26 protein-coding genes and 3 pseudogenes are annotated in these 23,593 nt (G+C 56.8%); 15 read left to right on the top strand and 14 right to left on the bottom strand.

Features of this window, described 5'->3' with window-relative positions:
- The first annotated feature begins 21 nt into the window (after positions 1 to 21).
- Entirely contained in the window at positions 22 to 1,914 is a 1,893-nt protein-coding gene (locus tag AC0L73_RS03560; RefSeq protein ID WP_473654888.1) for an ABC-F family ATP-binding cassette domain-containing protein, read from the top strand.
- On the opposite strand, the gene AC0L73_RS03565 is transcribed toward AC0L73_RS03560, so the two are convergent.
- The 4 genes and pseudogenes from AC0L73_RS03565 to AC0L73_RS03580 form a co-directional block, all read right to left on the bottom strand.
- On the bottom strand, positions 1,806 to 2,141 hold the full coding sequence (locus AC0L73_RS03565; RefSeq protein WP_473654889.1) for an RHS domain-containing protein: 336 nt from the start codon (positions 2,139 to 2,141) through the stop codon (positions 1,806 to 1,808). The two genes, AC0L73_RS03560 and AC0L73_RS03565, sit on opposite strands and share 109 nt — an antisense overlap.
- A 53-nt stretch (positions 2,142 to 2,194) precedes the next feature.
- Positions 2,195 to 2,503 (bottom strand): hypothetical protein, encoded by a 309-nt coding sequence (locus AC0L73_RS03570; RefSeq protein ID WP_473654890.1) that lies wholly within the window; start codon positions 2,501 to 2,503, stop codon positions 2,195 to 2,197.
- A 15-nt stretch (positions 2,504 to 2,518) separates the two neighbouring features.
- Positions 2,519 to 2,938 (bottom strand): hypothetical protein, encoded by a 420-nt coding sequence (locus AC0L73_RS03575; protein ID WP_473654891.1) that lies wholly within the window; start codon positions 2,936 to 2,938, stop codon positions 2,519 to 2,521.
- Between the two features lie 147 nt (positions 2,939 to 3,085).
- Positions 3,086 to 3,229 (bottom strand): annotated as a pseudogene (locus AC0L73_RS03580) (RHS repeat-associated core domain-containing protein); the annotation flags it as partial.
- Between the two features lie 99 nt (positions 3,230 to 3,328).
- Between AC0L73_RS03580 and AC0L73_RS03585 the strand changes: the two are divergent.
- Positions 3,329 to 3,454: a hypothetical protein gene (locus AC0L73_RS03585; RefSeq protein WP_473654892.1), complete on the top strand. Its 126-nt coding sequence runs from the start codon at positions 3,329 to 3,331 to the stop codon at positions 3,452 to 3,454.
- 83 nt (positions 3,455 to 3,537) lie between these two features.
- Complete coding sequence (locus AC0L73_RS03590) at positions 3,538 to 3,831, top strand: hypothetical protein (RefSeq protein WP_227950238.1); 294 nt, start codon at positions 3,538 to 3,540, stop codon at positions 3,829 to 3,831.
- A 125-nt stretch (positions 3,832 to 3,956) separates the two neighbouring features.
- On the opposite strand, the gene AC0L73_RS03595 is transcribed toward AC0L73_RS03590, so the two are convergent.
- Positions 3,957 to 4,409, bottom strand: coding sequence for a DNA polymerase III subunit chi (locus AC0L73_RS03595; protein ID WP_473654893.1), 453 nt, complete (start codon positions 4,407 to 4,409; stop codon positions 3,957 to 3,959).
- A gap of 6 nt (positions 4,410 to 4,415) precedes the next feature.
- Positions 4,416 to 5,923 (bottom strand): annotated as a pseudogene (locus AC0L73_RS03600) (leucyl aminopeptidase).
- Between the two features lie 129 nt (positions 5,924 to 6,052).
- On the opposite strand from AC0L73_RS03600, the gene lptF reads away from it, so the two are divergent.
- The 7 genes from lptF (at position 6,053) to rsmA (ending at position 13,619) form a co-directional block, all read left to right on the top strand.
- Positions 6,053 to 7,186, top strand: a complete 1,134-nt coding sequence (lptF, locus tag AC0L73_RS03605) for an LPS export ABC transporter permease LptF (protein ID WP_227950232.1) — start codon at positions 6,053 to 6,055, stop codon at positions 7,184 to 7,186.
- A complete protein-coding gene (lptG, locus tag AC0L73_RS03610; protein WP_473654894.1) occupies positions 7,186 to 8,280 on the top strand; it encodes an LPS export ABC transporter permease LptG in 1,095 nt (364 codons plus the stop codon). Before lptF ends, lptG begins: the two co-directional genes overlap by 1 nt.
- Positions 8,281 to 8,283: 3 nt before the next feature.
- Entirely contained in the window at positions 8,284 to 9,597 is a 1,314-nt protein-coding gene (locus AC0L73_RS03615) for an LPS-assembly protein LptD (RefSeq protein ID WP_473654895.1), read from the top strand.
- Positions 9,563 to 10,453 (top strand): LPS-assembly protein LptD, encoded by an 891-nt coding sequence (locus AC0L73_RS03620; protein WP_473654896.1) that lies wholly within the window; start codon positions 9,563 to 9,565, stop codon positions 10,451 to 10,453. The genes AC0L73_RS03615 and AC0L73_RS03620 overlap by 35 nt, the downstream gene beginning before the upstream one ends.
- Before the next feature lie 79 nt (positions 10,454 to 10,532).
- On the top strand, positions 10,533 to 11,798 hold the full coding sequence (locus AC0L73_RS03625; RefSeq protein ID WP_227950228.1) for a peptidylprolyl isomerase: 1,266 nt from the start codon (positions 10,533 to 10,535) through the stop codon (positions 11,796 to 11,798).
- Positions 11,799 to 11,816: 18 nt separating this feature from the next.
- A complete protein-coding gene (gene pdxA, locus AC0L73_RS03630; protein ID WP_227950227.1) occupies positions 11,817 to 12,794 on the top strand; it encodes a 4-hydroxythreonine-4-phosphate dehydrogenase PdxA in 978 nt (325 codons plus the stop codon).
- A gap of 18 nt (positions 12,795 to 12,812) precedes the next feature.
- Positions 12,813 to 13,619, top strand: a complete 807-nt coding sequence (gene rsmA, locus AC0L73_RS03635) for a 16S rRNA (adenine(1518)-N(6)/adenine(1519)-N(6))-dimethyltransferase RsmA (protein ID WP_473655410.1) — start codon at positions 12,813 to 12,815, stop codon at positions 13,617 to 13,619.
- Here rsmA and gmk read toward each other — a convergent pair.
- The 8 genes from gmk to fabD all read right to left on the bottom strand — a co-directional run bounded on the left by gmk (position 13,613) and on the right by fabD (position 20,965).
- Complete coding sequence (gmk, locus tag AC0L73_RS03640) at positions 13,613 to 14,263, bottom strand: guanylate kinase (protein ID WP_227950225.1); 651 nt, start codon at positions 14,261 to 14,263, stop codon at positions 13,613 to 13,615. The genes rsmA and gmk overlap by 7 nt on opposite strands.
- A 12-nt stretch (positions 14,264 to 14,275) precedes the next feature.
- A complete protein-coding gene (locus AC0L73_RS03645; RefSeq protein WP_473654897.1) occupies positions 14,276 to 15,166 on the bottom strand; it encodes a YicC/YloC family endoribonuclease in 891 nt (296 codons plus the stop codon).
- A gap of 75 nt (positions 15,167 to 15,241) precedes the next feature.
- Positions 15,242 to 16,447 carry a hypothetical protein gene (locus AC0L73_RS03650; RefSeq protein WP_473654898.1) on the bottom strand — a complete coding sequence of 402 codons (1,206 nt, stop codon included), beginning with the start codon at positions 16,445 to 16,447 and terminating at the stop codon, positions 15,242 to 15,244.
- Positions 16,448 to 16,528: 81 nt separating this feature from the next.
- Positions 16,529 to 17,506, bottom strand: a complete 978-nt coding sequence (mltG, locus tag AC0L73_RS03655; protein WP_473654899.1) for an endolytic transglycosylase MltG — start codon at positions 17,504 to 17,506, stop codon at positions 16,529 to 16,531.
- A gap of 21 nt (positions 17,507 to 17,527) precedes the next feature.
- Positions 17,528 to 18,784 carry a beta-ketoacyl-ACP synthase II gene (fabF, locus tag AC0L73_RS03660; protein WP_227950218.1) on the bottom strand — a complete coding sequence of 419 codons (1,257 nt, stop codon included), beginning with the start codon at positions 18,782 to 18,784 and terminating at the stop codon, positions 17,528 to 17,530.
- A 56-nt stretch (positions 18,785 to 18,840) separates the two neighbouring features.
- The gene (locus AC0L73_RS03665; protein ID WP_227950215.1) at positions 18,841 to 19,071 is read right to left on the bottom strand and encodes an acyl carrier protein; all 231 of its coding nucleotides are present in this window, start codon (positions 19,069 to 19,071) and stop codon (positions 18,841 to 18,843) included.
- A 181-nt stretch (positions 19,072 to 19,252) separates the two neighbouring features.
- Complete coding sequence (gene fabG, locus AC0L73_RS03670) at positions 19,253 to 19,990, bottom strand: 3-oxoacyl-[acyl-carrier-protein] reductase (RefSeq protein ID WP_473654900.1); 738 nt, start codon at positions 19,988 to 19,990, stop codon at positions 19,253 to 19,255.
- A gap of 21 nt (positions 19,991 to 20,011) precedes the next feature.
- Positions 20,012 to 20,965: an ACP S-malonyltransferase gene (fabD, locus tag AC0L73_RS03675; RefSeq protein WP_227950210.1), complete on the bottom strand. Its 954-nt coding sequence runs from the start codon at positions 20,963 to 20,965 to the stop codon at positions 20,012 to 20,014.
- A 195-nt stretch (positions 20,966 to 21,160) separates the two neighbouring features.
- Between fabD and rpsF the strand changes: the two genes are divergently transcribed.
- The 5 genes and pseudogenes from rpsF (at position 21,161) to rplI (ending at position 23,469) form a co-directional block, all read left to right on the top strand.
- A complete protein-coding gene (gene rpsF / locus AC0L73_RS03680) occupies positions 21,161 to 21,607 on the top strand; it encodes a 30S ribosomal protein S6 (RefSeq protein ID WP_227950208.1) in 447 nt (148 codons plus the stop codon).
- Complete coding sequence (gene rpsR / locus AC0L73_RS03685) at positions 21,607 to 21,843, top strand: 30S ribosomal protein S18 (RefSeq protein ID WP_161315505.1); 237 nt, start codon at positions 21,607 to 21,609, stop codon at positions 21,841 to 21,843. Before rpsF ends, rpsR begins: the two co-directional genes overlap by 1 nt.
- A gap of 44 nt (positions 21,844 to 21,887) precedes the next feature.
- Positions 21,888 to 22,400, top strand: coding sequence for a hypothetical protein (locus AC0L73_RS03690; RefSeq protein WP_473654901.1), 513 nt, complete (start codon positions 21,888 to 21,890; stop codon positions 22,398 to 22,400).
- Positions 22,401 to 22,443: 43 nt separating this feature from the next.
- Positions 22,444 to 22,722 (top strand): annotated as a pseudogene (locus AC0L73_RS03695) (DUF2232 domain-containing protein); the annotation flags it as partial.
- A 120-nt stretch (positions 22,723 to 22,842) separates the two neighbouring features.
- Positions 22,843 to 23,469, top strand: a complete 627-nt coding sequence (rplI, locus tag AC0L73_RS03700) for a 50S ribosomal protein L9 (RefSeq protein WP_473655411.1) — start codon at positions 22,843 to 22,845, stop codon at positions 23,467 to 23,469.
- Positions 23,470 to 23,593: the final 124 nt, after the last annotated feature.

Here is a 23,593-nt window from a genome sequence, read left to right on the forward strand (position 1 = left end):
CTTTCTGTTAGAGAGTGCCCCATGCTTCAAATCAAAGATCTGACATACCGCATCGCCGGACGTACACTGCTGGAAAATGCCTCGCTGCATATTCCGGTCGGGCATAAATTTGGCCTGATCGGACGCAACGGCACCGGCAAGTCAACGCTGCTCAAGATGATCACCCATGAAATCCAGCAGGATGGCGGCACGATAGAGCTGCGCAATGGTGCGCGCCTTGGTGTCCTGCCGCAGGAAGCGCCGGGCGGTCCGGAAAGCCTGATCGAGGCCGTACTCGCCGCCGATGTCGAGCGGGCGCGCCTGATGAAGGAGGCGGAGACCGCCACCGATGGCATGCGCATCGCCGAGATCCACACCCGCCTTGCCGATATCGACGCCCACACGGCGGAGGCACGGGCGGCAAAAATCCTCGCTGGCCTTGGCTTCGATCATGAGGCGCAGCAGCGCTCCTGCTCCTCCTTCTCCGGCGGTTGGCGGACGCGTGTCGCGCTCGCGGGCACGCTGTTTGCGGAACCCGACCTGCTCCTCCTTGATGAGCCGAGCAACTATCTCGATTTGGAGGCCACCCTGTGGCTGGAGAATTTCCTCCGCGGGTATCAGCGCACCCTCGTCATCATCAGTCATGACAAGGACTTGCTCAATAACGTGGTGACGGAGATTGCCCATCTCGACCAGATGAAGCTCGTTAAATATACCGGCAACTACGACTTCTTCGAGAAAACCCGCCGCGAGCAGATGGAGCTCCTCGCCGGCATGGCCCGCAAGCAGGAAACGCAGCGCAAGCACCTGCAGAGCTTTGTTGATCGCTTCCGCGCCAAGGCGTCAAAGGCACGACAGGCGCAGAGCCGCGTGAAGATGCTGGAGAAGATGAAGCCCGTCGTCGGCATTGTCGATGAACATACGGCAAGCCTGACCTTCCACGCGCCGGAGCCACTTTCCTCCCCCATTATCACGATGGAGCATTGCGCCGTCGGTTATGAGCCCGGAAAGCCAGTCCTGCGCGGCCTTGACCTGCGCATCGACATGGATGACCGCATCGCGCTGCTGGGCTCCAACGGCAACGGCAAGTCGACCTTCGCGAAATTGCTCGCCAACCGGCTGCAACCCGAAACCGGGATTATGCAGAAATCGAACAAGCTGAAAATCGGCTTCTTCGCGCAGCATCAGCTCGACGAAATGCATGAGAATGAGACCGCCTACCAGCATCTCGCCGCGAAGATGGAGAATGCGCAAGAGTCAAAGGTGCGCGCCCGTCTCGGCCAGTTCGGCTTTTCGCGTCAGAAGACCGACACCGCGGTAAAGCAGCTTTCGGGCGGCGAGAAGGCACGGCTCAACTTCTGCCTGATCGCGGAGGAAAAGCCGCATCTGCTTATCCTCGACGAGCCGACCAACCATCTTGACGTCGATAGTCGGGAGGCGCTGATCCAGGGCCTCAATGAATATGAGGGCGCGGTCCTGCTCATCAGCCATGACCCGCATCTCGTCAGCCTCGTCGCCGACCGGCTCTGGCTGGTGAAGGATGGCGGCGTGCATGCCTATGATGGCGATATCGAGGATTACAAGAAGGAAGTGCTCGACGCCGCGCGCGGTGGCAGCAACGGCCGCAAGAATGACACCGCGCCGGGCCAGCCGAAGCTATCCGGGAAAGAGGCGCGAAAGGCGCGCGCCGCTGCCCGTGCCGCCCTCGCGCCGAAGCGAAAAGAAGTTACCCGCCTTGAAAAGGCGATGCAGGAGCTGAACACGCAGCAGAAAAAGCTCGAAGCCGAACTCGCCGACCCCGCCACCTACGACAAGGGCCCGGCGCATCAGGCCAAACTCACCGACCAGATCGGCCGCCTGAAATCAGACCTCGCCCAAACCGAGGAAAAATGGCTCGCCCTCACCGAAGAACTTGAGGCAGAAGGCGCGGCTTGAGGGCGGTTATCGTTGGCGGCGGAGCCGATAAGGCTGTCCTCCTCGCCGAAGGGCAAGAAGCTCGCATCCCAGACAAGGCTCCGGTCCGCATCCGTCATCTTCTGCGGCGCGCCCAGATGATCGGCATGGACATAAGCAACATCCTCCCCATCGTTGGTGACCAGCTTAATGGAATCCGCAAACACCGAGGGCAGATCGTCGATCACCTCAAACCAGATCGCATCCACCAACATAGTCTATTTAGAATGACTTCCATAAAACGTGATTATTTAACTACCGTCTAATTCCAGACAACCGAATCCTTACTTTTATTTTCAATAAATTCCATAGCTTCCGGTCCGACATAATCGTTGTCATTCATGCCAACTGACAACTCACACCCATTGTCAAATAATAATCGAATTCTATCAGCAAGCTCTTCAGCAGACTTAATTTTTGCGCCTTGCAACGAAGTCAAATCACCTCCTTGAGTACTATAATTATTGTAAATATTAAGAATTCCATCATCTGTGAAATATATCTGAATGTAATCGTGAATTTTTAAAGTTTTTTTCACCGTCAGGTTTTCCAAAATCGGTAAGTGCGCCATGATAATAATATTCTCCTAATTAATTGGAAAATGAACAGATTTATTTGGAAGCGTTCTGCCCGTGTAAGGGTCGACGCCTTGTCCTTGCTTGTTGGCATATTTAACATAGCCTTTTGGATATCCGGGGCTTCGTCCTCGTGCTGGCGTCGGGTTCATTATTCGCATTGTTTCCACCTGCCCATTTGAGCCATCTTTGCCACCAGTATATTTAATGCCCGTCAAATCTCCGCTTTTATTAAAACTTGGCTTTGGCCCTCTAGCGCCTTTTGGAACTGGAAACGCTGTTCCATCCGAAGAAACGACAAAATCAGGAGCCTTTTCCGCATTTGGCTGTTCAGTCGTTTTCTTGATGGACTGGTACATTTTATGCGTGCGATTGACGGCCGCCGCATAACTCACGTTATATAGTTCTGCTGCAACTCCAGAAATACCCACAGTCGCTCCGAAAGCTCCCCAGTAGGCAACATCATACCAGTTTACGCAATCCCAATTGCCATCGTTGATATAGAGCTGAACCGCCAGGTTTGATCCGGCCCCGACCAATCCAAGGACAACAGGTACCGGAATTTCCCCCGTCGGATCGACATAATTCACCGGATTACCGCTGACGTAGCCGTAGGTATTGATACCGCCTTTAAGGCCGATGGGGTCGGATTGCAGGTAGCGGCCTGTCGTGGGATCATAGTCGCGGAAGTAGTTGTAATGCAGGCCCGTCTCCGCCTCCAGACGCTGGCCTTTACCCCCTCACTCCCCCTAAATCTGTCCCTTAATCCCCAGTGAGGAAATAAGCTCGAAATAGGCGAAGAAGGCGAAGAGGACGAGTTCGTGCTTGAAATGGTGGGAGGGGGAGAATTTCCGCTGCGCGCTCGCGTCAACGCCCTCGGTGGCGCACCCAAGGGGCAGGAAGCTGTCGGATGGCCGCAGAGCGAAAGTGCTTCCATCAGTGCCTGAGTTGACCTATGTTTGAATATTATTAGAAGAGCATATGAGAAATATCAAATTAGATGTAACTATATTTACGGGAGATACGGACGATGCAAAAGGTAGCTGCTGTCGCAATTGTGCTTTCCGGGTTGGCGGCGGGTCCGGCATCCGCTGCATGCCTATATCAGGGCGGGTATTACCCGCAGGGAACAACTATGTGCTTTGACGGGTGGCTGCAGGAATGCACGGTCGCCGACTATTGGAAAGCGATCGGCATGTGCCATGCTCCGGACGCCAAGGAACCGTTTGTAAAGTATCAGAAACCCGATGCTCAGACGCTGATGGCAGAGATTCTCGCCGGTAGTACGCGCCAGTTGCCCCATTCGGTACCGACGGACGATTGATTAGGCGATCATGATCCTGCCAAAGGCTGCCAGAAACGGCGCTTATGGCAGGCTCAGAGTAAGTTCGTGCTTGAAATGATGGGAGTGGAATTTTTAAGCGGCTCTATCATGTCATCAATGCCCCCTCACGCCTTTTTCTCCCACCCCGCCTCTGTCTGCTGATAGTAGCTGACAGGAATGTCGCCCTCCTTGAAGGCTTTCCAGCGGGTGCGGGCCGCCGTTAGCGCGAACTCGTCATTGCCGTCGAACATATAGAGGCAACGCTCAAATTTTGTGAGGTCGTCCGCCGCGGCATCCTCGGTCAGGACGAGGACGGTGGCGGCATTGGCATTCCCCTCGCCCGAGAGGGTGAGCAGGATCGGCTGCGCCGCGGGATCGAGGCCGGACTCGTCGCGCGCATGGGGCAGGAAACTCTCGCCCCGGTAGGTCCAGAGGCTCTCATCCAGTATCTCCAGCCGTTCCTCCGTCACCCCGCGCACAATCACACGAAAGCCGCGCTCCGTCACCTTTTCGAGCAGACGCGGGAGCGCCCGCTCGATCGGGTCCGATTGCAGGTGATAGAAGCTGACCTCGGTCACGGAGCTCTATTTGCCCTCGTAATTATCCCGCACGAACTTGTCGAGCAGGCGGACGCCATAGCCCGTGCCGCCCTTTGGCACCGTCGGCTTGTCGGCCTTCGACCAGGCCATGCCGGCGATATCGAGATGGACCCACGGCACGTCGTTGACGAATTTTTGCAGGAACTCGGCGGCGACGATGGAGCCCGCGCCGCGCCCGCCGGTACCGATATTCTGCAAATCCGCAATCGGCGATTTCGTCTGTTTGGCATAGGCGTCGGATAGAGGAAAGCGCCAGACCCCTCGCCCACGGCCTTGCCGGCCTCAAAAATCTGCTCGGAAAGCTCGTCACTGTTGGAGAACAACCCGGCGTTTTCATGGCCGAGCGCGATGATGATGGCGCCGGTCAGCGTCGCAAGATCAACCATGAATTCCGGCTTGAACCGGTCCTGCGTGTACCAGAGCGCATCGGCAAGCACGAGGCGGCCCTCCGCGTCGGTGTTCAAAATCTCGATCGTCTGCCCGGACATGGAGGTGACGATATCGCCCGGCCGCTGAGCATTGCCGTCTGGCATATTCTCGACGAGGCCGATGACACCGACCACGTTGACCTTGGCCTTACGACCCGCCAGCGCCTTCATCAGGCCGGTGACCGTGCCCGCGCCGCCCATATCCCACTTCATTTCTTCCATGCCGGGGCCGGGTTTCAGCGAGATGCCGCCAGTATCAAAGCAAACACCCTTGCCGACGAAGGCGAGCGGCTTGCGGTTGGCTTTCTTGCCGGTTGCGCCATTCCACTGCATGATGACCATGCGGCTGTCGCGGCGGGAGCCCTGCCCCACACCGAGCAGCGCGCCCATGCCGAGCCGCTCCATCTTCGCCTCATCGAGAATTTCCACATGAACGCCCATGTCGGTAAGCTCAAGGCAGCGATCGGCGAAGCTTTGCGGATAGAGCGTGTTCGCCGGCTCGCTCACCAGATCGCGGGTGAGAAAGACCCCCTCGACCAGCGCTTCCTGATCGGCGAAGGCTTTACGCGCGGTCGCCGAGCCCTTGCAGGACACAGTCATTCGCGTGAGCGTCGGCTCCTTCGCGTCATCGATATCGGTCTTGTATTTCTGGAACCGATAGGAACCCATCATTGCGCCCGCCGCGACAGAGGCCGCCGCCTCGTTCGTCTTGATCTCATCGGCGTTCAACTCATCAAGGATGACCGTCACACTCCGTGCGCCGGACGTGTTCAGACGCTTCACCAGCGATCCGCCCAATGCTTCCATATCGGTCTGACCCAGCTTTTCCACCTCGCCAAGGCCGAACAGGATCACGCGGGAAACTTCCAGACCGTTCGGTGCCATGATTTCCAGAAAGTCGCCTTTCTTGCCCTTGAACCGGCTGGTTTCCAGCGCCCGGGTGAGCGCGCCGCCTGTTTTCTTGTCCACATCCTCTGCCGTTGGGGAGAAGGCATTGTCGGCATAAATCGCGACGGCGAGTGACCCGCGTTTGGGGAGGGAGATTTCAGAAAATGCGAACTTCATGGAAAATTCCTATTGTTTTTAGAATTTGACTCAGCAATACCGAGCGTCATCAACTATGTATGCGTAATATTTTTCATAGCGCGTCCTTTCCTGACTGGCAACAAGCAAAACTATCGCTATACTCCCCCCATGAAAAATATTAACCGTTATATTATGAAGCAATTGGCCGTTCCCATGCTCTTCATAACCTTTTCGTTGACCGGGGTGATTTGGCTGTCTCAGTCGCTCAAGTTCGTCGAAAAGCTGATTAACGGTTTGCCGGTTTCGACCTTCCTCTATCTCTCGCTGCTGCTGCTGCCGGAGATCCTCCGTTACACCTTGCTGCTCGGCCTTTTCTTCGGAACCCTGTTCGCCTTTAATAAGCTGTATTCAGACAGCGAATTGATCGTGATGTGGGCGGCGGGCCTCAGCAAATCGGCACTCATAAAGCCCGCGATTTATCTCGCGCTGATTGTTGCGCTGGTGATGTATTTTCTTGGGTTTATCCTTGTGCCCTACGGCAACCGGACAGTGACTGAACTGCGGGTTGCCTGGCAGGACAGCCTTGCCGCTGTGGTGCTGCGCGAGGGCGTGTTCAACACCCTCACCGATGGCGTAACCGTCTATATCCGTGAAAAAACACCTGCGGGCGAGATGCTGGGTATTCTGGTGCATGACGAGCGGGTACCGGAAAAACCCGTGACCTATATGGCCGAGCGCGGGGCCTTCGTGAAGACCGAGGAAGGTCCGCGTTTTATCATGAACGCCGGGAACTTGCAGGAAGTCTCGAAAGAGGATGCCAAGCTCAGCCTGCTCTATTTCGATCAATATACCCTCGATATCAGCCAGTTCGAGAAGAAGAGCGGCGCCCGCTGGCTCTCGCCGGAACATCGCTATATCTGGGAGCTGGTTAAACCGGAAGACAGTGAGCGAGTTACGCAGGAAATGCACAAGCTGACGGCGGAACTTAACCAGCGCATCGTGCTGCCACTCTATGCAGTGGCGCTTGTCATGATTGCGCTTGCCGGGGTGATGGGCGGGGAATTTACCCGCCGGGGCCGGGCGACACGCATGACCATTGCCGCCGCTGTCGGGGTGCTGCTGTTGATCGGGGCGATGGCGCTGTTCCGGGCGACCGTGCAGCCGGTACTGGTCACAACCACCCTCTATTTGCTCCCCGTTATTGTCTCGCTCGGGGCGGCCTATCTCGCCAGCGGCGGGCGGGTGCCATTCCTTGACAGCAAAGCGCCGCCGGATAGCTTGCCCAGTGGGGAGCCCGGTTGATGTTGTTACCTGAAACGCTTTCCATCTACCTTGCCAAGCAGTTCATCAAGAATGTCGCCGTTATTTTCGGCCTGCTGATGACTATTGTGTTCCTCGCCGATTTTATCGAGGCATTGCGCCGGGGCGGTGATCGCGGCGATATCACGATCTTCATCCTGCTGGAGATGGTGCTGCTGCGCATTCCGACATTGGCGCTGAAACTGCTGCCTTTTATCGCGCTGTTCGGAGGTATGCTGACCTTCTTCCGTCTGTCGAAATCCAGCGAACTCACCGTCATCCGCGCAACCGGGGTGTCCGTCTGGCAGTTTCTCTTCCCCTCCCTCTTCATTGCCTTCATCGTCGGTTTGCTGGTCCTGACCGTGATCAATCCCATCGCCGCCGAGATGCAAGCCCGTAACGACCGGATGGAGGCGAAGTATTTCGAGACGAAATCGAACCTGCTGACCCTCTCCACCAACGATCTCTGGCTCAGGCAGTTGGACGAGGACGGCTTGTCGGTCATTCATGCGCGCGGAGCCATCAACCGCGGTCTCGACCTGACGGACGTCATCATTTTCGAATATGACCCAGAAGACCAGTTTACCGGCCGGATCGATGCCGATCAGGCACGGCTCCATCCGGGATACTGGGAACTCGATAATGTCGTGATCACCGGCCCCAACAAACCGGCGGAGCGGCGCGACAAACTGGAACTGCCGACAACACTTACGGTCCTGCAAATTCAGGAAAGCTTTGCCTCCCCGGCGACGCTCTCGTTCTGGGACCTCCCCGGTTTTATCGAGACATTGGAACTCGCCGGTTTTTCTGGTGATCGCCACCGTCTGCATTGGTACAGCCTGATGGCGGGACCGATCCTGATGCTGGCCATGGTGCTGGTCGCCGCGACCTTCTCGTTGCGTACCTTGCGGCAGGGTCGCACCGTGCTGATGGTGCTCGGCGGCATTACCACCGGCTTTGTATTTTATTTCATGACGGATATTATCTATGCGTTGGGATTGTCGGGGAGTCTGCCAATCATTTTCTCCGCCTGGATTCCCGCCGTGGCCATCACCTTGTTCGGGCTGGCCATGATGTTTCACCTGGAGGATGGCTAGAAAATGCGGCGGATGATGCCTCTTTCCCTTGCAGCGCTTCTGCTGCTACCCGCCCCGATCAGCGTCGCCGTCGGGCAGGAAGCGCCGTCGGACGAGCTCGATCTTTCCAAGGAAGCCCTCCTCAGCGCGGATGAGGTGACGTATTTCAACGCCGAGCAACGGGTCGAAGCCACCGGCAACGTCGAGATTGTGCAGGGTGATCGCATTTTGAAATCCGACAGACTGATTTATGACATTGCCACTGATACGGTCCGGGCAGACGGGAATGTCGTTCTGGTGGACCCGACGGGCAACGTCCTGTTTGCGGATAATATGGAGCTTGAGAACGAACTCAAAACCGGGGCGATCCGGGATTTCAAGCTCCTCTTCACCGATAATTCCCGCCTCGCCGCCCATGACGCGGTGCGTGAGAATGAAAACCGAACAGTCATGACAAAGGCTGTTTTTACAAGCTGTGAGCCCTGCCGCGAGGATCCGGAGCGCGCGCCGATCTGGCAGATCAAATCCGAAAAGGTTATTCATGACCGGTCGGAAAAAACCATCACCTATCGCAACGCTTTTCTGGAATTCTTCGGCGTACCGATTGCCTATACCCCCTATTTCTCGCATCCCGATCCGACAGTCGATCGCGAGAGCGGCTTCCTCGCGCCCACAGTGTTTGATTCATCCACCCTCGGCTATGGCATCAGCATTCCCTATTACTATGTCATTTCCGAAGACAAAGACCTGACCGTTACGCCGACACTGACCACCAAGGAAGGGTTGCAGATGGCGGCGGAATATCGTCAGGCGGTCGAGAGCGGCAACTTCAAGATTGACGGCTCCCTCACCTATGTCGAGGAAGTGGACGATAACAATATTGAGACCGGGGATGACGAGTTTCAGGGACATATTCGCGGCGACGGCCAGTTCAAAATTGATGATGCCTGGATTTGGGGCTTCGATGTTTTCCGTACGACTAACGATACCTATCTCGATAAATACGACATCAGCGATAATGACACCTTGACCTCCACCGTCTATCTGCAAGGACAACGGGGCCGAAATTTCTCGCTCCTTAGCGCCTATAGTTTTCAGGGGCTGACTGAAGAAGATGTCTCGGGCGAGACCCCGGTTGTGCCCGCCTGGTGGAACTATTCCTATGTTGGTGAGCCTAATTCCTTTGGTGGCCGGTTCAGCGCCGATGCCGATGCCCTTGCGATATACCGGACCGATGGGCAAGACACTGACCGCTTCTCGCTGGAGGGCGGATATCACGTTCCCTACACCACGGCGAACGGCCATGGTCATCACCTTCGATACGTCGCTCCGCGGTGATCTTTATTATGCTCATGATATCCTCGCCAATCCGGATGATCCCTCCAGCGCGACGGACCAGAATGACTTCTATGGCCGCGTTGTCCCCTCCGCCTCAATTGAATGGCGCTATCCCTTTGTCCGCCAGTCCGGCTCCATTCGCCAACTGGTCGAACCAATTGTCGAGGCAGTCTGGTCCGATGTAATTGGGGATAAAGACACCCCGAACGAGGATAGCCTCAGCTTTGAATTTGACGATACCAACCTGTTCGGCTCCAACCGTTATGCTGGTCTCGACGAAGTAGAAACCGGTGGCCGTGTTAACTACGGCATCAACATGGGGGTCTATGGGGCCTCCGGTGGGTACACCACCTTCCTGTTCGGGCAGAGCTATAATTTCAGCGACAACACCGGCTTTGCCAACGGCACCGGTCTGGAAGATCAGTTCTCAGATTATGTCGCCCGTCTTGAAATCCGCCCCGCCGATTATCTGCAATTCGTGAACCGTGTACGTCTCGATCATGACAGCCTCTATCTTGCCCGGAACGAGGTGACCATGGCGTTGGGCACAACGGACAACTGGTTCAACCTTGGCTATGTTTACCTGCGCGATGATCCCAATGGTCTGACACAGGACAAACGCGAGGAAATCTATGTCGAAGGCAAGACAAAAGTCGCCGATTTCTGGAGCGTTTATGGCAGCTATCGGCGCAATCTCGTCAACAGCGGTAATTCCATTGACGGGACACTCGGTTTTGAATATCTGGATGAATGTTTCGGGTTTGCACTGGAAGCAAAACGTTCTTTCACACGTGACCGGGATGTCGAGCCGGAAACCCGGGTCAGCGTCAAATTCAGACTGCTGCCTTTCAACTAGGGTCGGAACAGGTTATTCTATGTCCTAGCTGCATAAAGTGGCGGAATATTTTTGTAAGAACACGTAAAGATTTTTAAGAATGCTAATCCGTCAAATGTTGAAAAGCTCCCTGCTCGCAGGCATGGCTATGTTGTTTGTCATGACGACAGTTCTGGCGCAGGATGTGCAGAAAATTGTCGCTATCGTTAATGACGAGATCATTTCCGGCTATGACCTGAACCAGCGAATTGCGCTTACAATTTTGCTCTCCGGCTTTCCCGACACACAAGAAACCCGCCAGCAGCTCATCAACCCGACCGTGGCGCGGCTGATTGACGACCGGTTGAAGATGCAGGAAGCCGCGCGGTTCAATATTTCCGTTAGCGATGAACAGGTGTTTGAAGCGATTTCTTTCCTTGAGAAAAACAATGGCATGGAACCGGGCCAGATAGACCGGATGCTCCAGCAGGGCAATGTTGATATCGAGACCATTCTGGCGCAGGTTCGCGCCAACCTGACATGGAACCGGGTAATCCAGGAACGGATCATGACCCGCATTACCATTTCGGATGAGGAAGTGGAGTCCGTGCAACAGCGGCTGGAAAATAACAAGGGCAAGAGCGAATATCTGCTCAGCGAGATATATCTGCCTGTTGAGTCCAACACGCCCGAAACTCAGGTCCGCAATGCGGTTGCCGACCTTGTTTCTCAGCTTCGGTCCGGCGCCTCGTTTCAGCGCGCCGCCGCTCAGATCAGTCAGGGCGCAACAGCCGCCTCCGGGGGGTCGATCGGATGGGTGCTGGAAGATGAAGTCCCACCAGAAATTGCAGCTGTTCTTCCCAGCTTACGCCCGGGGGAAGTCTCTGATCCGATACGCACGACCGATGGATATTATATCCTGCTGGTACAGCAATCCCGCAAAATTCTGGATACCGACCCTGATGACGTGACCTTCGATATCACGCAAATCGTCGTTCCGGCTGGCAGCGGAGAAAATTCGGACGCCGCAACGCAGAAAAATCTCGCCTCCGCCATCAGCAACGTGATCGAAGGATGCGAGCAGCTCCCTGATCTGCTGACGGAATTGAACAGTTCTGATAGCGGGAATATCGGTCGCTTGCGCCTCGGTGACATGCCGGATCATATCAAGGAAATCCTGAAAGACATGGATACAGGGGATGTCAGTGAACCTTATCAGGACGAAGATCTTTATCGCATTTTCGTTGTTTGTGACCGCGATGATCCGCAGGCACGCAGCAACGACCCCAACGAGATCCGAAAGGAAATCCTGATCCGCCGGGCCGAGAACCGGGCACGCGGCTATCTGCAGGATATCCATAATGCCGCGACCATTGAGACCCGCTAGGCGCGCGACGGTGAGATCATGACCGATGTGCCTCTCCTTGCCGTCACCATGGGCGACCCCAACGGGATCGGCATCGAGGTTACGGCGAAAGCCTGGTCTCTCCGCAAGGAAGAACGGCTCTCGCCCTTTTTCCTGATCGGCGGACGGGAGGTTATCGCGGCGCAGCTTGAAACGTTCGAGCCTAAAGTGCCGCTGGCCGAGATCACATCACCGGAGGAAGCGCGCGGCGTTTTTTCGGGTGCACTCCCGCTCCTCCCGCTTGATCCGACACTCAATGACGCGGAGCAAACGATTGAGGCCATTCGCCTCGGCACCGAGCTTTGCAGGAACCGGCAAGTCCATGCCCTCGTCACCAACCCGATCCATAAAAAGCGACTGTATGAGGCAGGCTTTACCCATCCGGGCCATACGGAATATCTCGCCGCACTTGATGAGCGGCCGGGCCAGTCGGTGATGATGCTCGCCTGTCCGAAGCTGAAAGTCGTGCCCGCGACAGTCCATATCCCGATCCGGGAGGTGCCCGCGAAGCTAAGCGCCGATCTGCTCACCCGTGTGATCGAAACCACCCATGCGGACCTAAAAAGTCGTTTCGGGCTTGAAAATCCGCGCCTTGCGATTGCCGGGCTAAACCCCCATGCAGGGGAGGATGGCAGCATCGGAGACGAGGAGGAAATGCTTCTCCGCCCCCTGATAGATAAGCTCTGCACGAACGGGATGAATATTACCGGGCCTTATGCGGCGGACAGCATGTTCCATGCAGCAGCGAGGGAAAAATATGACGCGGCGATCTGCATGTATCATGATCAGGCGCTGATCCCGATCAAGACCCTCGATTTCGATGGCGGGGTCAATGTCACGCTTGGCCTGTCCTTCATCCGCACCTCGCCCGACCATGGCACCGCGGAGGATATCGCCGGCAAAGGCCTTGCAAATCCGGCAAGCCTGATCGCGGCAATGCATATGGCGGCGGCGATGACCGACAAAAATAATGACTGAGGGCGACGCCCTCCCCCGCTGCGTGAAGTGATCGCGCGATATGGCCTCAATGCGGAGAAATCACTCGGGCAGAATTTCCTGCTCGACCTCAATCTCACCGGACGCATTGCCCGCTGCGCCGGGAAACTAGAGGGAAAGACGGTGATCGAGATTGGTCCCGGCCCCGGCGGCCTGACCCGCGCCATATTGGACGCGGGCGCAAAACGCCTCATCGCCATCGAGAAGGATACCCGCTGCCTCCCCGCCTTGGCCGATATCTCAAACGCCTATCCCGGCCGTCTGGAAGTGGTGAATGACGATGCATTGGAAATTGAAGAGACCGCACTGTTTGACGGCAAGGCGAAGATCATTGCCAACCTGCCCTATAATGTGGCGACGCCGCTGCTGATCAAATGGCTGGGAAAACGGGATCGGTTCTCAAGTCTCACCTTAATGTTCCAAAAGGAAGTCTCCGACCGTATCACGGCGGTGCCAAGTACAAAGGCCTATGGTCGCCTCAGCATCCTCTGCCAATGGCTGTGCGAGACAAAGCGGGAGTTTGATATCTCGCCGCGTGCCTTCACTCCACCTCCGAAGGTGACCAGCACCGTCGTCACCTTGCGCCCGCGTGACACGCCCGCCTTCCCCGCCGACCAAAAGATATTGGAGAAGGTGGTGGCCGCCGCCTTTGGTCAGCGCCGCAAGATGCTGCGCGCCAGCCTCAAACCCCTCGGCAAGCCGACGGAAGACATGCTGGAAAAAGCCGGGATCACCCCGACCCGCCGGGCTGAGGAACTCACCGTGGAGGAATTCTGCGCGCTGGCGCGGGTCTACGCCGATCAGTAACCCTCGCGCAGGCGACTGACGAAATCGATGAGGCCCGCCCGGCGCTGGGTGCGGAGCCGTTCCGCCTTCAAGATCGCCTTCACCTCGGCAAGGCATTGATCGACATCCTTATTGACGACCACATAGTCATACTCCCGCCAATGACTGATCTCTTCCGATGCCTTGGACATCCGCTGTGCAATCACTTCCGCAGAGTCCTGCGCCCGGGTCTTGAGCCGCTTTTCCAGCGCGGCGGTGGACGGCGGCAGGATGAAAATGCTCACCAGATCATCGCCTGATTTCTGGGCGAGCTGCTGCGTGCCCTGCCAGTCGATATCGAACAGGATGTCATGCCCCTCTGACAGAGCCTTCTCAACAGGAGCGCGCGGCGTGCCATAATAATGGTTAAACACCTTTGCGTATTCCAAGAGTTCGTCGCGATTAATCATCAGGTTGAAATCGACAGGCTCGACAAAATAATAGTCCCGGCCCTCATCTTCGCCGGGACGGCGCGCGCGAGTGGTCGCAGAGACGGACATGACCAGCCCCTCATCCTCTTCCAGCAGCGCGCGGGAAATGGTGGTTTTCCCAGCTCCCGATGGAGAGGACAGTACCAGCATCAACCCCCGCCGCGTCAGCGCCTCTGTCTCAACTTCAGGTGACATCTTTAACTCTTCCTACTCAATATTCTGAACCTGCTCGCGCATTTTATCCACCAGCACCTTGAGATCGAGACCGATCTGCGTGAGATCTTTGTCATGGGCCTTTGAACACAGAGTGTTGGCCTCGCGGTTGAATTCCTGGCAGATAAAGTCAAGCCGTCGCCCCACGCTGCCTTTCGTGCTACCTTCCAGCAATTCGCGCGTTGCCGCGATATGGCCCGCAAGCCTGTCAATCTCCTCCGAGATGTCCGCCTTGGTGGTGAGCAGCGCGAGTTCCTGTTCCAGCCGTCCCGCATCCAACTCCGCCGCCTCCAGGATCAGGGCCATCTGCGCCTTGATCTTGGCGCGGGCCCGCTCGGGCCAGCTTTTAGTGATCTCGCCTGCGCGACCGACCAGCGTCTCAATCTCATCGAGCTGCGCAAGCAGGACCGGGAAAAGCTGTGCCCCCTCTTCTGCGCGTGCAGCAGCCAGACTCTCCATCAGTTCCTCCGCCGAGGTGAGCAGCGACGCCGTGAAGGCATCGGTATCAACATCAGCGGCGGGATCCTCCTTCGGCTCGATCACACCGCGCAGCGCGAGCATGCCATCCATCCGGGGGCGACGCGCCTGATCATCATCGACATAATGCCCGGCGAGGGTGAGCAGCTCTTCGAGAAATCCCCGATTGACCTGATAAGCCACACCTGCCGTTCTGCTTTCAAGCTGGAGATGAACATTAATATTGCCGCGCTCAAATCGCGCTTTGACCAGCTTGCGTAGCTTGTCCTCAAGGTGGTCGAAGCCCGACGGTAAGCGGCAGCGTGCCTCAAGCCCCCGGCCATTGACGCTTTTCACTTCCCAAAGCCAGCCAACCCCGTCGAAGGAGCCGCTCGCCCGGGCAAAGCCGGTCATACTGTTTATGGTCAAATTGGCCTCATGCGCAAGGGACAGGATATGCGTTCCTGTATATCCGCTTCCGCGGGAGGCGACAAGCGCGCGGCGCTATTTTTTAACGATCTTGACGGGTGTCGCGGGTTCAATCCAGCCCGTGATGGCATTGATCATCCGTTGCAAGGCGACGAACAGGATCGCGGAAAGCATCCCGCCCGCAAAGGCAATCGCATCAAGGGCGAAATCTGCCGTCGCGTCACTCATAGGGAGCCAAATCTCGGCGATCATGAACGCCACCGCCCCGATCAGCCCGCCAAGAGCGCCGCGCAAGGCGGGTGATCTTCGCCCCCCGCCATCGAAGCGGCGGCGATACACCAACCGCGCGATATTAAGCGCGAGCAACGTAAGCGCCCCCACCACGCCCCAGAGAAAAGCGGCGGCAAGCCCGAAGGACCAGATGAGGTCGACGGCGAAATCATTGGTGAACATCTCCCCGACCAGATGCCGGGCGAGCAGCAAAAGCGGAAAGACGATAAGGATCAGGAGGGAAATTGCAAAAGGGATCGTCCAGAGGAGCGGTGCCCCCGCCGCGCTATCCTGCAGTGTTGTGCCGCTTATGCCGGAGGCCGCAAAAGTTGCCGCCGAAATCTTGCGATAGGCCGCCTGCAAAGTATGATAGCAGGCTTTCTTCTCCGCCGGGGTATTGGCCGCCTCACTCACCGTGATGGCGGCATCAAGCGCCCCCAGCTCCGCCGCAGGGAGTTTGGATGGGTGATCGAGCAAATAGTCCGATAAAGCCCGCGCCTTTTCCAACAACTCCGTTAGATCATCGTGATCCCCCTCTTCTTCCTTTGGCGGATCGTCGGGCACATCCGATTTTTCGGCCGACTCCTTTTTGGCCTCTTCTTTCGGGGCAGATTGCTGATCCTCATCCGTCGCCAGCTTCGGTGTAGCCTCAGGCTTCTTTTGTGGCGCGGCAGTTGGCGCCGTCAACACAGGCTCCTTGCGGGTCGGGGCCTCTGGCGATATCGTATTTTTTTCCAACGCGGGAGCCACCGTTCCGGTTTGTTGTTCAGGCTCAGACGGCGGTTCAGGCGTCTCCTTGGACGGAATTTCCGCGGCAGCAGGTTTGACTGCAAGCGAGGGCGCGGGCTGAGCCGCCACAGTCGGCGGGGCGGAGGTCTTTATATTCTTGTTCACCAGATCAAGGGAGGAGGCATCGAGAGTCGCAATCTCTTTACGCAAGTTAAGCAGGGCCTCCCGCAGGTCCTGACGCTGCCGGAGCAACGTCTGTATAGTATCCGTACTCACCGCCATGGGGCCCGCTCCTTACCTAATCATTTTCGGCAATGACGTCTGGCAGCGATTATTTGTGTCAAATCAGGCGGTGGAGAGGTTTTACTTGTTTTTGTTGAGCTTGCGCCATTTGCGGACATTGTCGTTATGCCTGTCCAACGTGGTGGAAAAAGCATGCCCGCCCGTCCCATCAGCCACGAAATAAAGATATTTTGTCTCTTCGGGCTGCAACACGGCGCTCAGGCTTTCAAGACCCGGATTGGCAATCGGTCCCTTGGGCAGCCCCATCATCTGATAGGTGTTATATTCGGTCGGTGTGGCGAGATCCTTCTTACTGAGCGGACGACCAAGATCGCGCTTGCCCAGCGTGACACCATAGACCACCGTTGGGTCCGATTGCAGCATCATCCCCTTACGCAATCGATTGAGAAACACCCCGGCGACGCGCGGCCGCTCTTCGGGAACTGCGGTTTCCTTCTCGACGATGGAGGCAAGTATGACCAGATCTTCCGGGGTTTTTATTTCCTTCGGAAGCGGTGTTGTCGCGATGACCGACGCAATCGCGCCTTGCATCGCCGCCGCCATGCGCCCAACCAGTTCATCCCGGCTATCCCCAAGGCGATATTGGTAAGTCTCAGGCAGGAACGCCCCTTCGGGCATCTCCCGCGTAATCTCCCCCTCCAGCCCAGGGGCGGCCTCTACCAGCGCTTTTATCTCGCGGCTTTGCAGGCCTTCGGGGATTGTCAGCCGTCGCTCGATCACCTTGCCCGAGACAAACAGCGCCATCAGGTCAATGCCGGAAATCGCGGCCGGAACAAGATATTCCCCAGCCTGAAGCCGCGCCGCATTTTCTTCAATTCTTACACCAAGAATGAACGACAAATCATTATTTATAATGGAATTTTTCTCAAGTTCCGTGGCCAGAGCACGAAGACCTGTTCCCTTTTTAAGGACATAGACGGTCTCCGTTTCCAGCGGCCCAGGCGACTTGAAAAGATGCCAGCCGTAGCCCAGCGCCCCGCCGAGGGCGAGGCCCGCGCCAACGATAAGCGCAATCAGGGTATAAAGGACTGGCCTCATCGCATCCGCACCCGAGCCGGGTCAGACGCGCTTCATGACGAGGCAGGCGTTGGTGCCGCCAAATCCGAAGGAGTTGGAAAGAACCGCATCAACTTTACGTTCCTGCGCCTTGTTCGGCACAAGATCGATCTCGCAGTCTTCCGCCGGGTCGTTCAGGTTGATCGTCGGCGGGACAATCCCTTCATTCATCGCGAGGATGGAGAAGATCGCCTCGACACCACCCGCCGCACCAAGCAGATGGCCAATCGCGGATTTTGTGGAAGACATGGCGACATTCTTCGCACGCGCACCGAGCAGGCGTTCCACCGCGCCGACTTCGATAAAGTCCGCCATGGTGGAGGTGCCATGCGCGTTGACATAATCGATATCTTCAACATTCAGGCCGGATTTGCGAAGAGCCATCTGCATTGCACGATACCCGCCGTCGCCATCGGAGGATGGTGCGGTGATATGGTAAGCATCGCCGGAGAGGCCATAGCCCAGCACTTCGGCGTAGATTTTCGCGCCGCGCTTTTTGGCATGCTCATATTCTTCGACAACAACAACGCCCGCGCCCTCTCCCATCACGAAGCCGTCGCGGCTCTTGTCATAGGGGCGAGAGGCCGTTTCCGGCGTGTCATGGAAGGAACTGGAGAGCGCCTTGGCGGAGGCAAAACCGGAAATACCGAGGCGGCAGATCGCGCCTTCCGCACCGCCCGCCACCATGACGTCGGCATCGTCATCGGCAATCATCCGCGCCGCATCGCCAATGGCATGGGCACCAGTGGAACAGGCGGTAACAACCGCATGGTTCGGGCCTTTATAGCCATGACGGATAGAAACCTGACCAGAGACCAGATTGATCAGCGCGCCGGGAATAAAGAACGGTCCGATGCGCCGGGGTCCGCGTTCATGGAGGATGATGGCATTCGCCTCGATCGAAGGTAGACCGCCGATACCGGAACCGATGGTCACACCGGTGCGGCAGAATTCTTCTTCCGTTTGGGGCTTCCATCCGCTGTCCGCAATTGCCTCATCTGCGGCGGCAATTCCGAACTGGATAAAGCTGTCGACTTTCCGCTGCTCTTTCGGCGCCAGATAGTCGTCCGCGATAAAAGAATCCGGTTGATCGGGATCGATCGGCACTTCGCAGCCGTAGCGAACAGGCAAATCCGTCGTGTCGATCTTGGTGAGCATCGCTGCCCCAGATTCACCGGCTATCAGCTTCTTCCAAGTCGGCCTAACTCCGTTCGCCAGCGGGGTCACAAGCCCCAATCCGGTTACCACCACTCGTCGCATGCGTCACCCACTGTTAGTTTCAGGAAAAGAAGTTCGGGGCCATCGGCCCCGACCAGTTACGCAGCGTCGATATGCGTGATGGCGTCTTTTACTGTCAGAATTTTTTCAGCGGCATCGTCCGGAATTTCAATACCGAACTCTTCTTCAAACGCCATAACAAGTTCAACCGTATCCAGGCTGTCTGCGCCCAGATCGTCAATGAAGCTTGCTTCGTCTGTTACTTTGCCTTCATCTACTCCGAGATGCTCAACGACGATTTTTTTAACGCGCCCTGCGATATCACTCATATCTGTATCCTTAGAAAATCCGACAGTTCAAAAAGTATGTGCTCTTTCCTTACCCCCAAGGTACTAAAAATTCAAGCACCATTGGCGGTCAATTTGGTGCGGTTTCCTAACATACTTTGATCATCTTGCAAAGAAAACCTCACCGTGATTTGATTTTTATATGGGGGCCTTGCCACCGTAATCAAATCATTGCCATGCCGCCGTTCACATGCAGCGTCTGGCCGGTCATATAGGCCGCCTCGTCCGACGATAGATAAACCACGGCGGCCGAGATATCGGCGGGGTCACCCAGTTTTCCGGCGGGAACAGCCGTCAAAAGCGCCTCTTTCTGGGCATCGGGAAGCGCATCCGTCATTGCCGTCTCAATAAAGCCGGGGGCCACACAATTCACCGTGATACCACGCGTCGCCACTTCCTGCGCGAGGGACTTCGACATGCCGATCATCCCTGCTTTCGAGGCGGCGTAGTTCATCTGGCCCGGATTGCCCGTCACCCCGACGATGGAGGTAATGCCGATAATCCGCCCGAAGCGCCGCTTCATCATGCCGCGCAGGGCATTGCGCGACAGCTTGAATGCCGCTTTCAGATTGACATCCATCACCAGATCCCAGTCCTCGTCCTTCATCCGCATGGCAAGGCCATCACGGGTAAGGCCTGCGTTATTAACCAGGATATCGACCTGGCCCATCGCCTCTTCGGCCTGCTTGATCAAGCCATCAACCGCCTCCATGTCGGAGAGATTGCACGGCAGCACATGAACGCGGTCTTTAAGCTGCGCCGCCACCACATTCAGCGCATCCTCCCGCGTGCCGGAAAGGGCCACTGTCGCACCCTGCGCATGCAGGTCCCGTGCGATTACCGCCCCAAGACCACCGGATGCGCCGGTGACCAGCGCACATTTTCCTGTAAGATCAAACATTCTTTTCTACTCCCGCTTCCCCTAGAGTTTCGCCAAAAAGGCGTCGATATCCGCTGGCGTTCCAACGGCAGAGCCGGTCATCTCGCGATTGATCCGCCGGACCATGCCGGTCAGGATCTTGCCTGCGCCAAGCTCCACCAGCTCGGAAACCCCCTGCTCACCCATATAAAGGACACTCTCGCGCCAGCGCACCCGCCCCGTCACCTGTTCCACCAGCAAACGGCGGATGGTATCGGGATCACTCACCTCGCTCGCGGTGACATTGGCAATCAGTGGGACACGCGGCGGCGCAATCACCACCTCTTTCAGACGTTCCGCCATCTCGTCGGCGGCGGGCTGCATCAGCGGACAATGGAATGGCGCACTCACGGGGAGCAGCATCGCCTTCTTCGCACCCTTTTCCTTTGCAATCTCGATGGCGACCTCGACCGCGCCCTTATGACCGGAGAGAACCACCTGCCCGTCCGCATTATCATTGGCGGCGGCGACAACCTCTCCGGGAGCCGCCTTTTCGCGCGCTTCCGCGACGACTTCCTCGACCGGCTCGATATTAAGACCAAGCAGCGCGGCCATCGCGCCAACGCCAACCGGCACCGCCTGCTGCATCGCCTGCCCGCGGGCTTTCAGCAATCGCGCTGCATCCGAGAGATCCAGCGCCCCCGCAGCCGTCAGGGCGGAATATTCACCCAGCGAATGGCCAGCGACATATTTGGCGGTTTTGGCGAAATCCATATTGCCGTCTTTTTCCAGGATGCGGACCACCGCCATGCTGACCGCCATCAGGGCGGGTTGTGCATTCTCAGTCAGGGTCAGCTCCTCGATCGGGCCTTCGAACATTAACCGGCTGAGATTCTGGCCCAGGGCCTCATCCACCTCTTCGAAGACTTCGCGGGCAGCGGCGTGGCTCTGCGCCAGCTCCTGCCCCATACCGACAGCCTGGCTGCCCTGGCCGGGAAATACAAATGCACGTGTCATGATTTTGGGTCCAATTCTGATCAAGTTACTGCCACAGTCATATTGCAGCAAAATTTCCTGTCAAGCCCACTTGCATATAGCGGTAAAATCTGTATAGTCCGCCGCCTCAATACTCCTTGCCGACGGAGGTCGGCTAAGTCTGTTCGGTTACATGTCGTAACTCCAGACACCCAAGAGCCATAAGGAGCTTTATATATGCCTCTCTATGAGACAGTTATTATTGCACGTCAGGATATCTCCACCCAGCAGGTGGAAACACTGACCGAAAATATGTCCAGCTTTATCACCGATGGTGGCGGAACCGTCGCCAAGGTCGAAAACTGGGGCCTTCGCAATCTTGCTTACAAAATCAAGAAAAACCGTAAGGGCCATTACGTTCTCCTCAACCTCGACACTCCGGTCGATGCCATGAAGGAAATGGAACGCAACCTGCTTCTGAATGAAGACGTGCTGCGCCACATGACCATCAAGGTCGAAGAGCTGGAAGAAGGCGACAGCGTGATGCTGCAGAGCCGCAGCGCCCGTCCGGAACGCCGTCGTGATTCTGATGATGATGCCGACAGCAAGCCTGCTGCAAAATCCTCTGATGAGGACGACGCCGCAGATAAAACTGAAGATAAAACTGACGAAGGGGAAGAATAATGGCTGACGCACAACGCCGCCCGTTTTTCCGCCGCCGCAAAACCTGCCCGTTCACGGGAGACGGCGCGCCGAAGATCGACTATAAAGATGTCAAACTTCTGCAGCGCTATGTTTCAGAGCGCGGAAAAATCATGCCAAGCCGGATCACCGCCGTTTCTGCAAAGAAACAGCGCGAACTGGCCACGGCCATCAAACGGGCAAGAAACCTTGCGCTATTGCCGTTTCTTGTAAAATAGAAAGCCGGGGACGGCGCGTTTTTGCCGACCCCGTATGATAGACAATGGTCAAGGAACTGGCAGTTGCCGTTGCGCTCGGCGTTCTGAACACGGCGCTCGTCATGCTTTCCATCGTTGGAAATGCGGGCGGCACCACGTTAGGGACGGCGCTGCAGACCCTGATCTTCTGGATATTGTCACTGGTCCCGCTGTTTGTGTCCGGGCTGGGATTTGGCGTTAGAAGCGCCGTTATCTCCGTCCTCACCAGTGTGGTGGTCGCCGCCTTTGCGATCAACAAGGACTTCGCGCTTGCCTATGCGGCGGTTTCCGGAATTCCGGTGATCCTGCTGGTTCGTCAGGCGCTGCTCTGGCAAGAGAGTGACGGCGTAAAATACTGGTACCCCGCCGACCGCCTGTTGATGTGGTGGGCGGGTATCTGCATCGGACTGACGTTGCTGGCCATGGGCCTGCTCCAATGGGACGATGCGCTGCGGCAAAGGGCTGATCGAGGGGTTCGATCAGATGCTGGTGCAGATGACGGAAATACAAGGTGTCGCCCCGGCACTGACTGGCGTTGAATTTGTGGCGATGTTGCCGCAGTTTATGGGCCCGATGTGGGGAATGTTTATTCTGTTAAGCGGCTGTCTGGCCCAAGGGCTTCTGGTCCGCTTCAACAGGAACCTCCGGCCGACACCGGAACTGACGAAGATGGCGCTACCCAACTGGTTGGCGCTGGCCTTCATCGCAGCGACTGCGTTAAGCGTCATTCTCGACGCGAGCCTGCCGCTGCTGGGGGCCGTAGTGATCACGCTGGAGATACTGTTCTTCCTGCAGGGAATGGCAGTCATCCATGTGGTGTCACATAGATGGAACGGCCGCCCGTTTATTCTGGGCGCAATTTATGTGGCGACGGTTATGATGTTATGGCTGGCCCTGATAATCACAATATTGGGGCTGATGGAAAATTGGGTCGGGTTCAGGCGTCGCTTTGCGCCCGCCCCCGCCATAGGAGGAAGACTGATGGAAGTAGTATTACTGGAAAGAATTGAGAAACTCGGTCAGATGGGGGACGTCGTTTCGGTCAAAAACGGTTATGCCCGCAATTACCTGTTGCCGCAGAAAAAGGCGCTCCGGGCGAGCAAGGAAAATCTCTCGGTTTTCGAAGCCCAGCGGGCCCAGCTCGAAGCGGACAATCTGAAACGCCGCGAAGAAGCGGAAAAAGTCGGCGAGAAGCTCAACGGCGAAGCCGTTGTCCTGATCCGGGCCGCCTCCGAATCCCAGCAGCTGTACGGCTCTGTCAGCACGCAGGATATCGCCAAGGCGGTCACCGAGGCTGGTTTCACCGTAACCCGCAAGCAGATCGAGCTGGACATGGTCCTGAAAACACTCGGCCTGCACGACATCAAGGTGCGTCTGCATCCGGAAGTCGCAGTCTCGGTCACGGTCAACATTGCCCGCTCAAACGAGGAAGCGGAAATTCAGGCACGTGGCGAATCTGTTGAGGAAGCTGCCGAAGCCAAGCTCGATGGTCGCGACGAAGCGGTTGTCAATGTTTTCGAATCCACCGCTGATGTGGACGTTGAAGAACTTGAGCAGGTTGCTGCCGGCGTCGATGTTGATGCAGAAGAAACCAAGGACGACGCGTAACCCGCCTCCCCTTTTTACGACACTAGAAAAACGGTGCCATCGCGGCGCCGTTTTTTTTATCCCCGAAGTTCACAGGCTATGAATAACCCTTATCCACAGCTTTTTTTAAAAACGATCATCACGC

The organism is Sneathiella sp. D3-11, assembly GCF_055809395.1.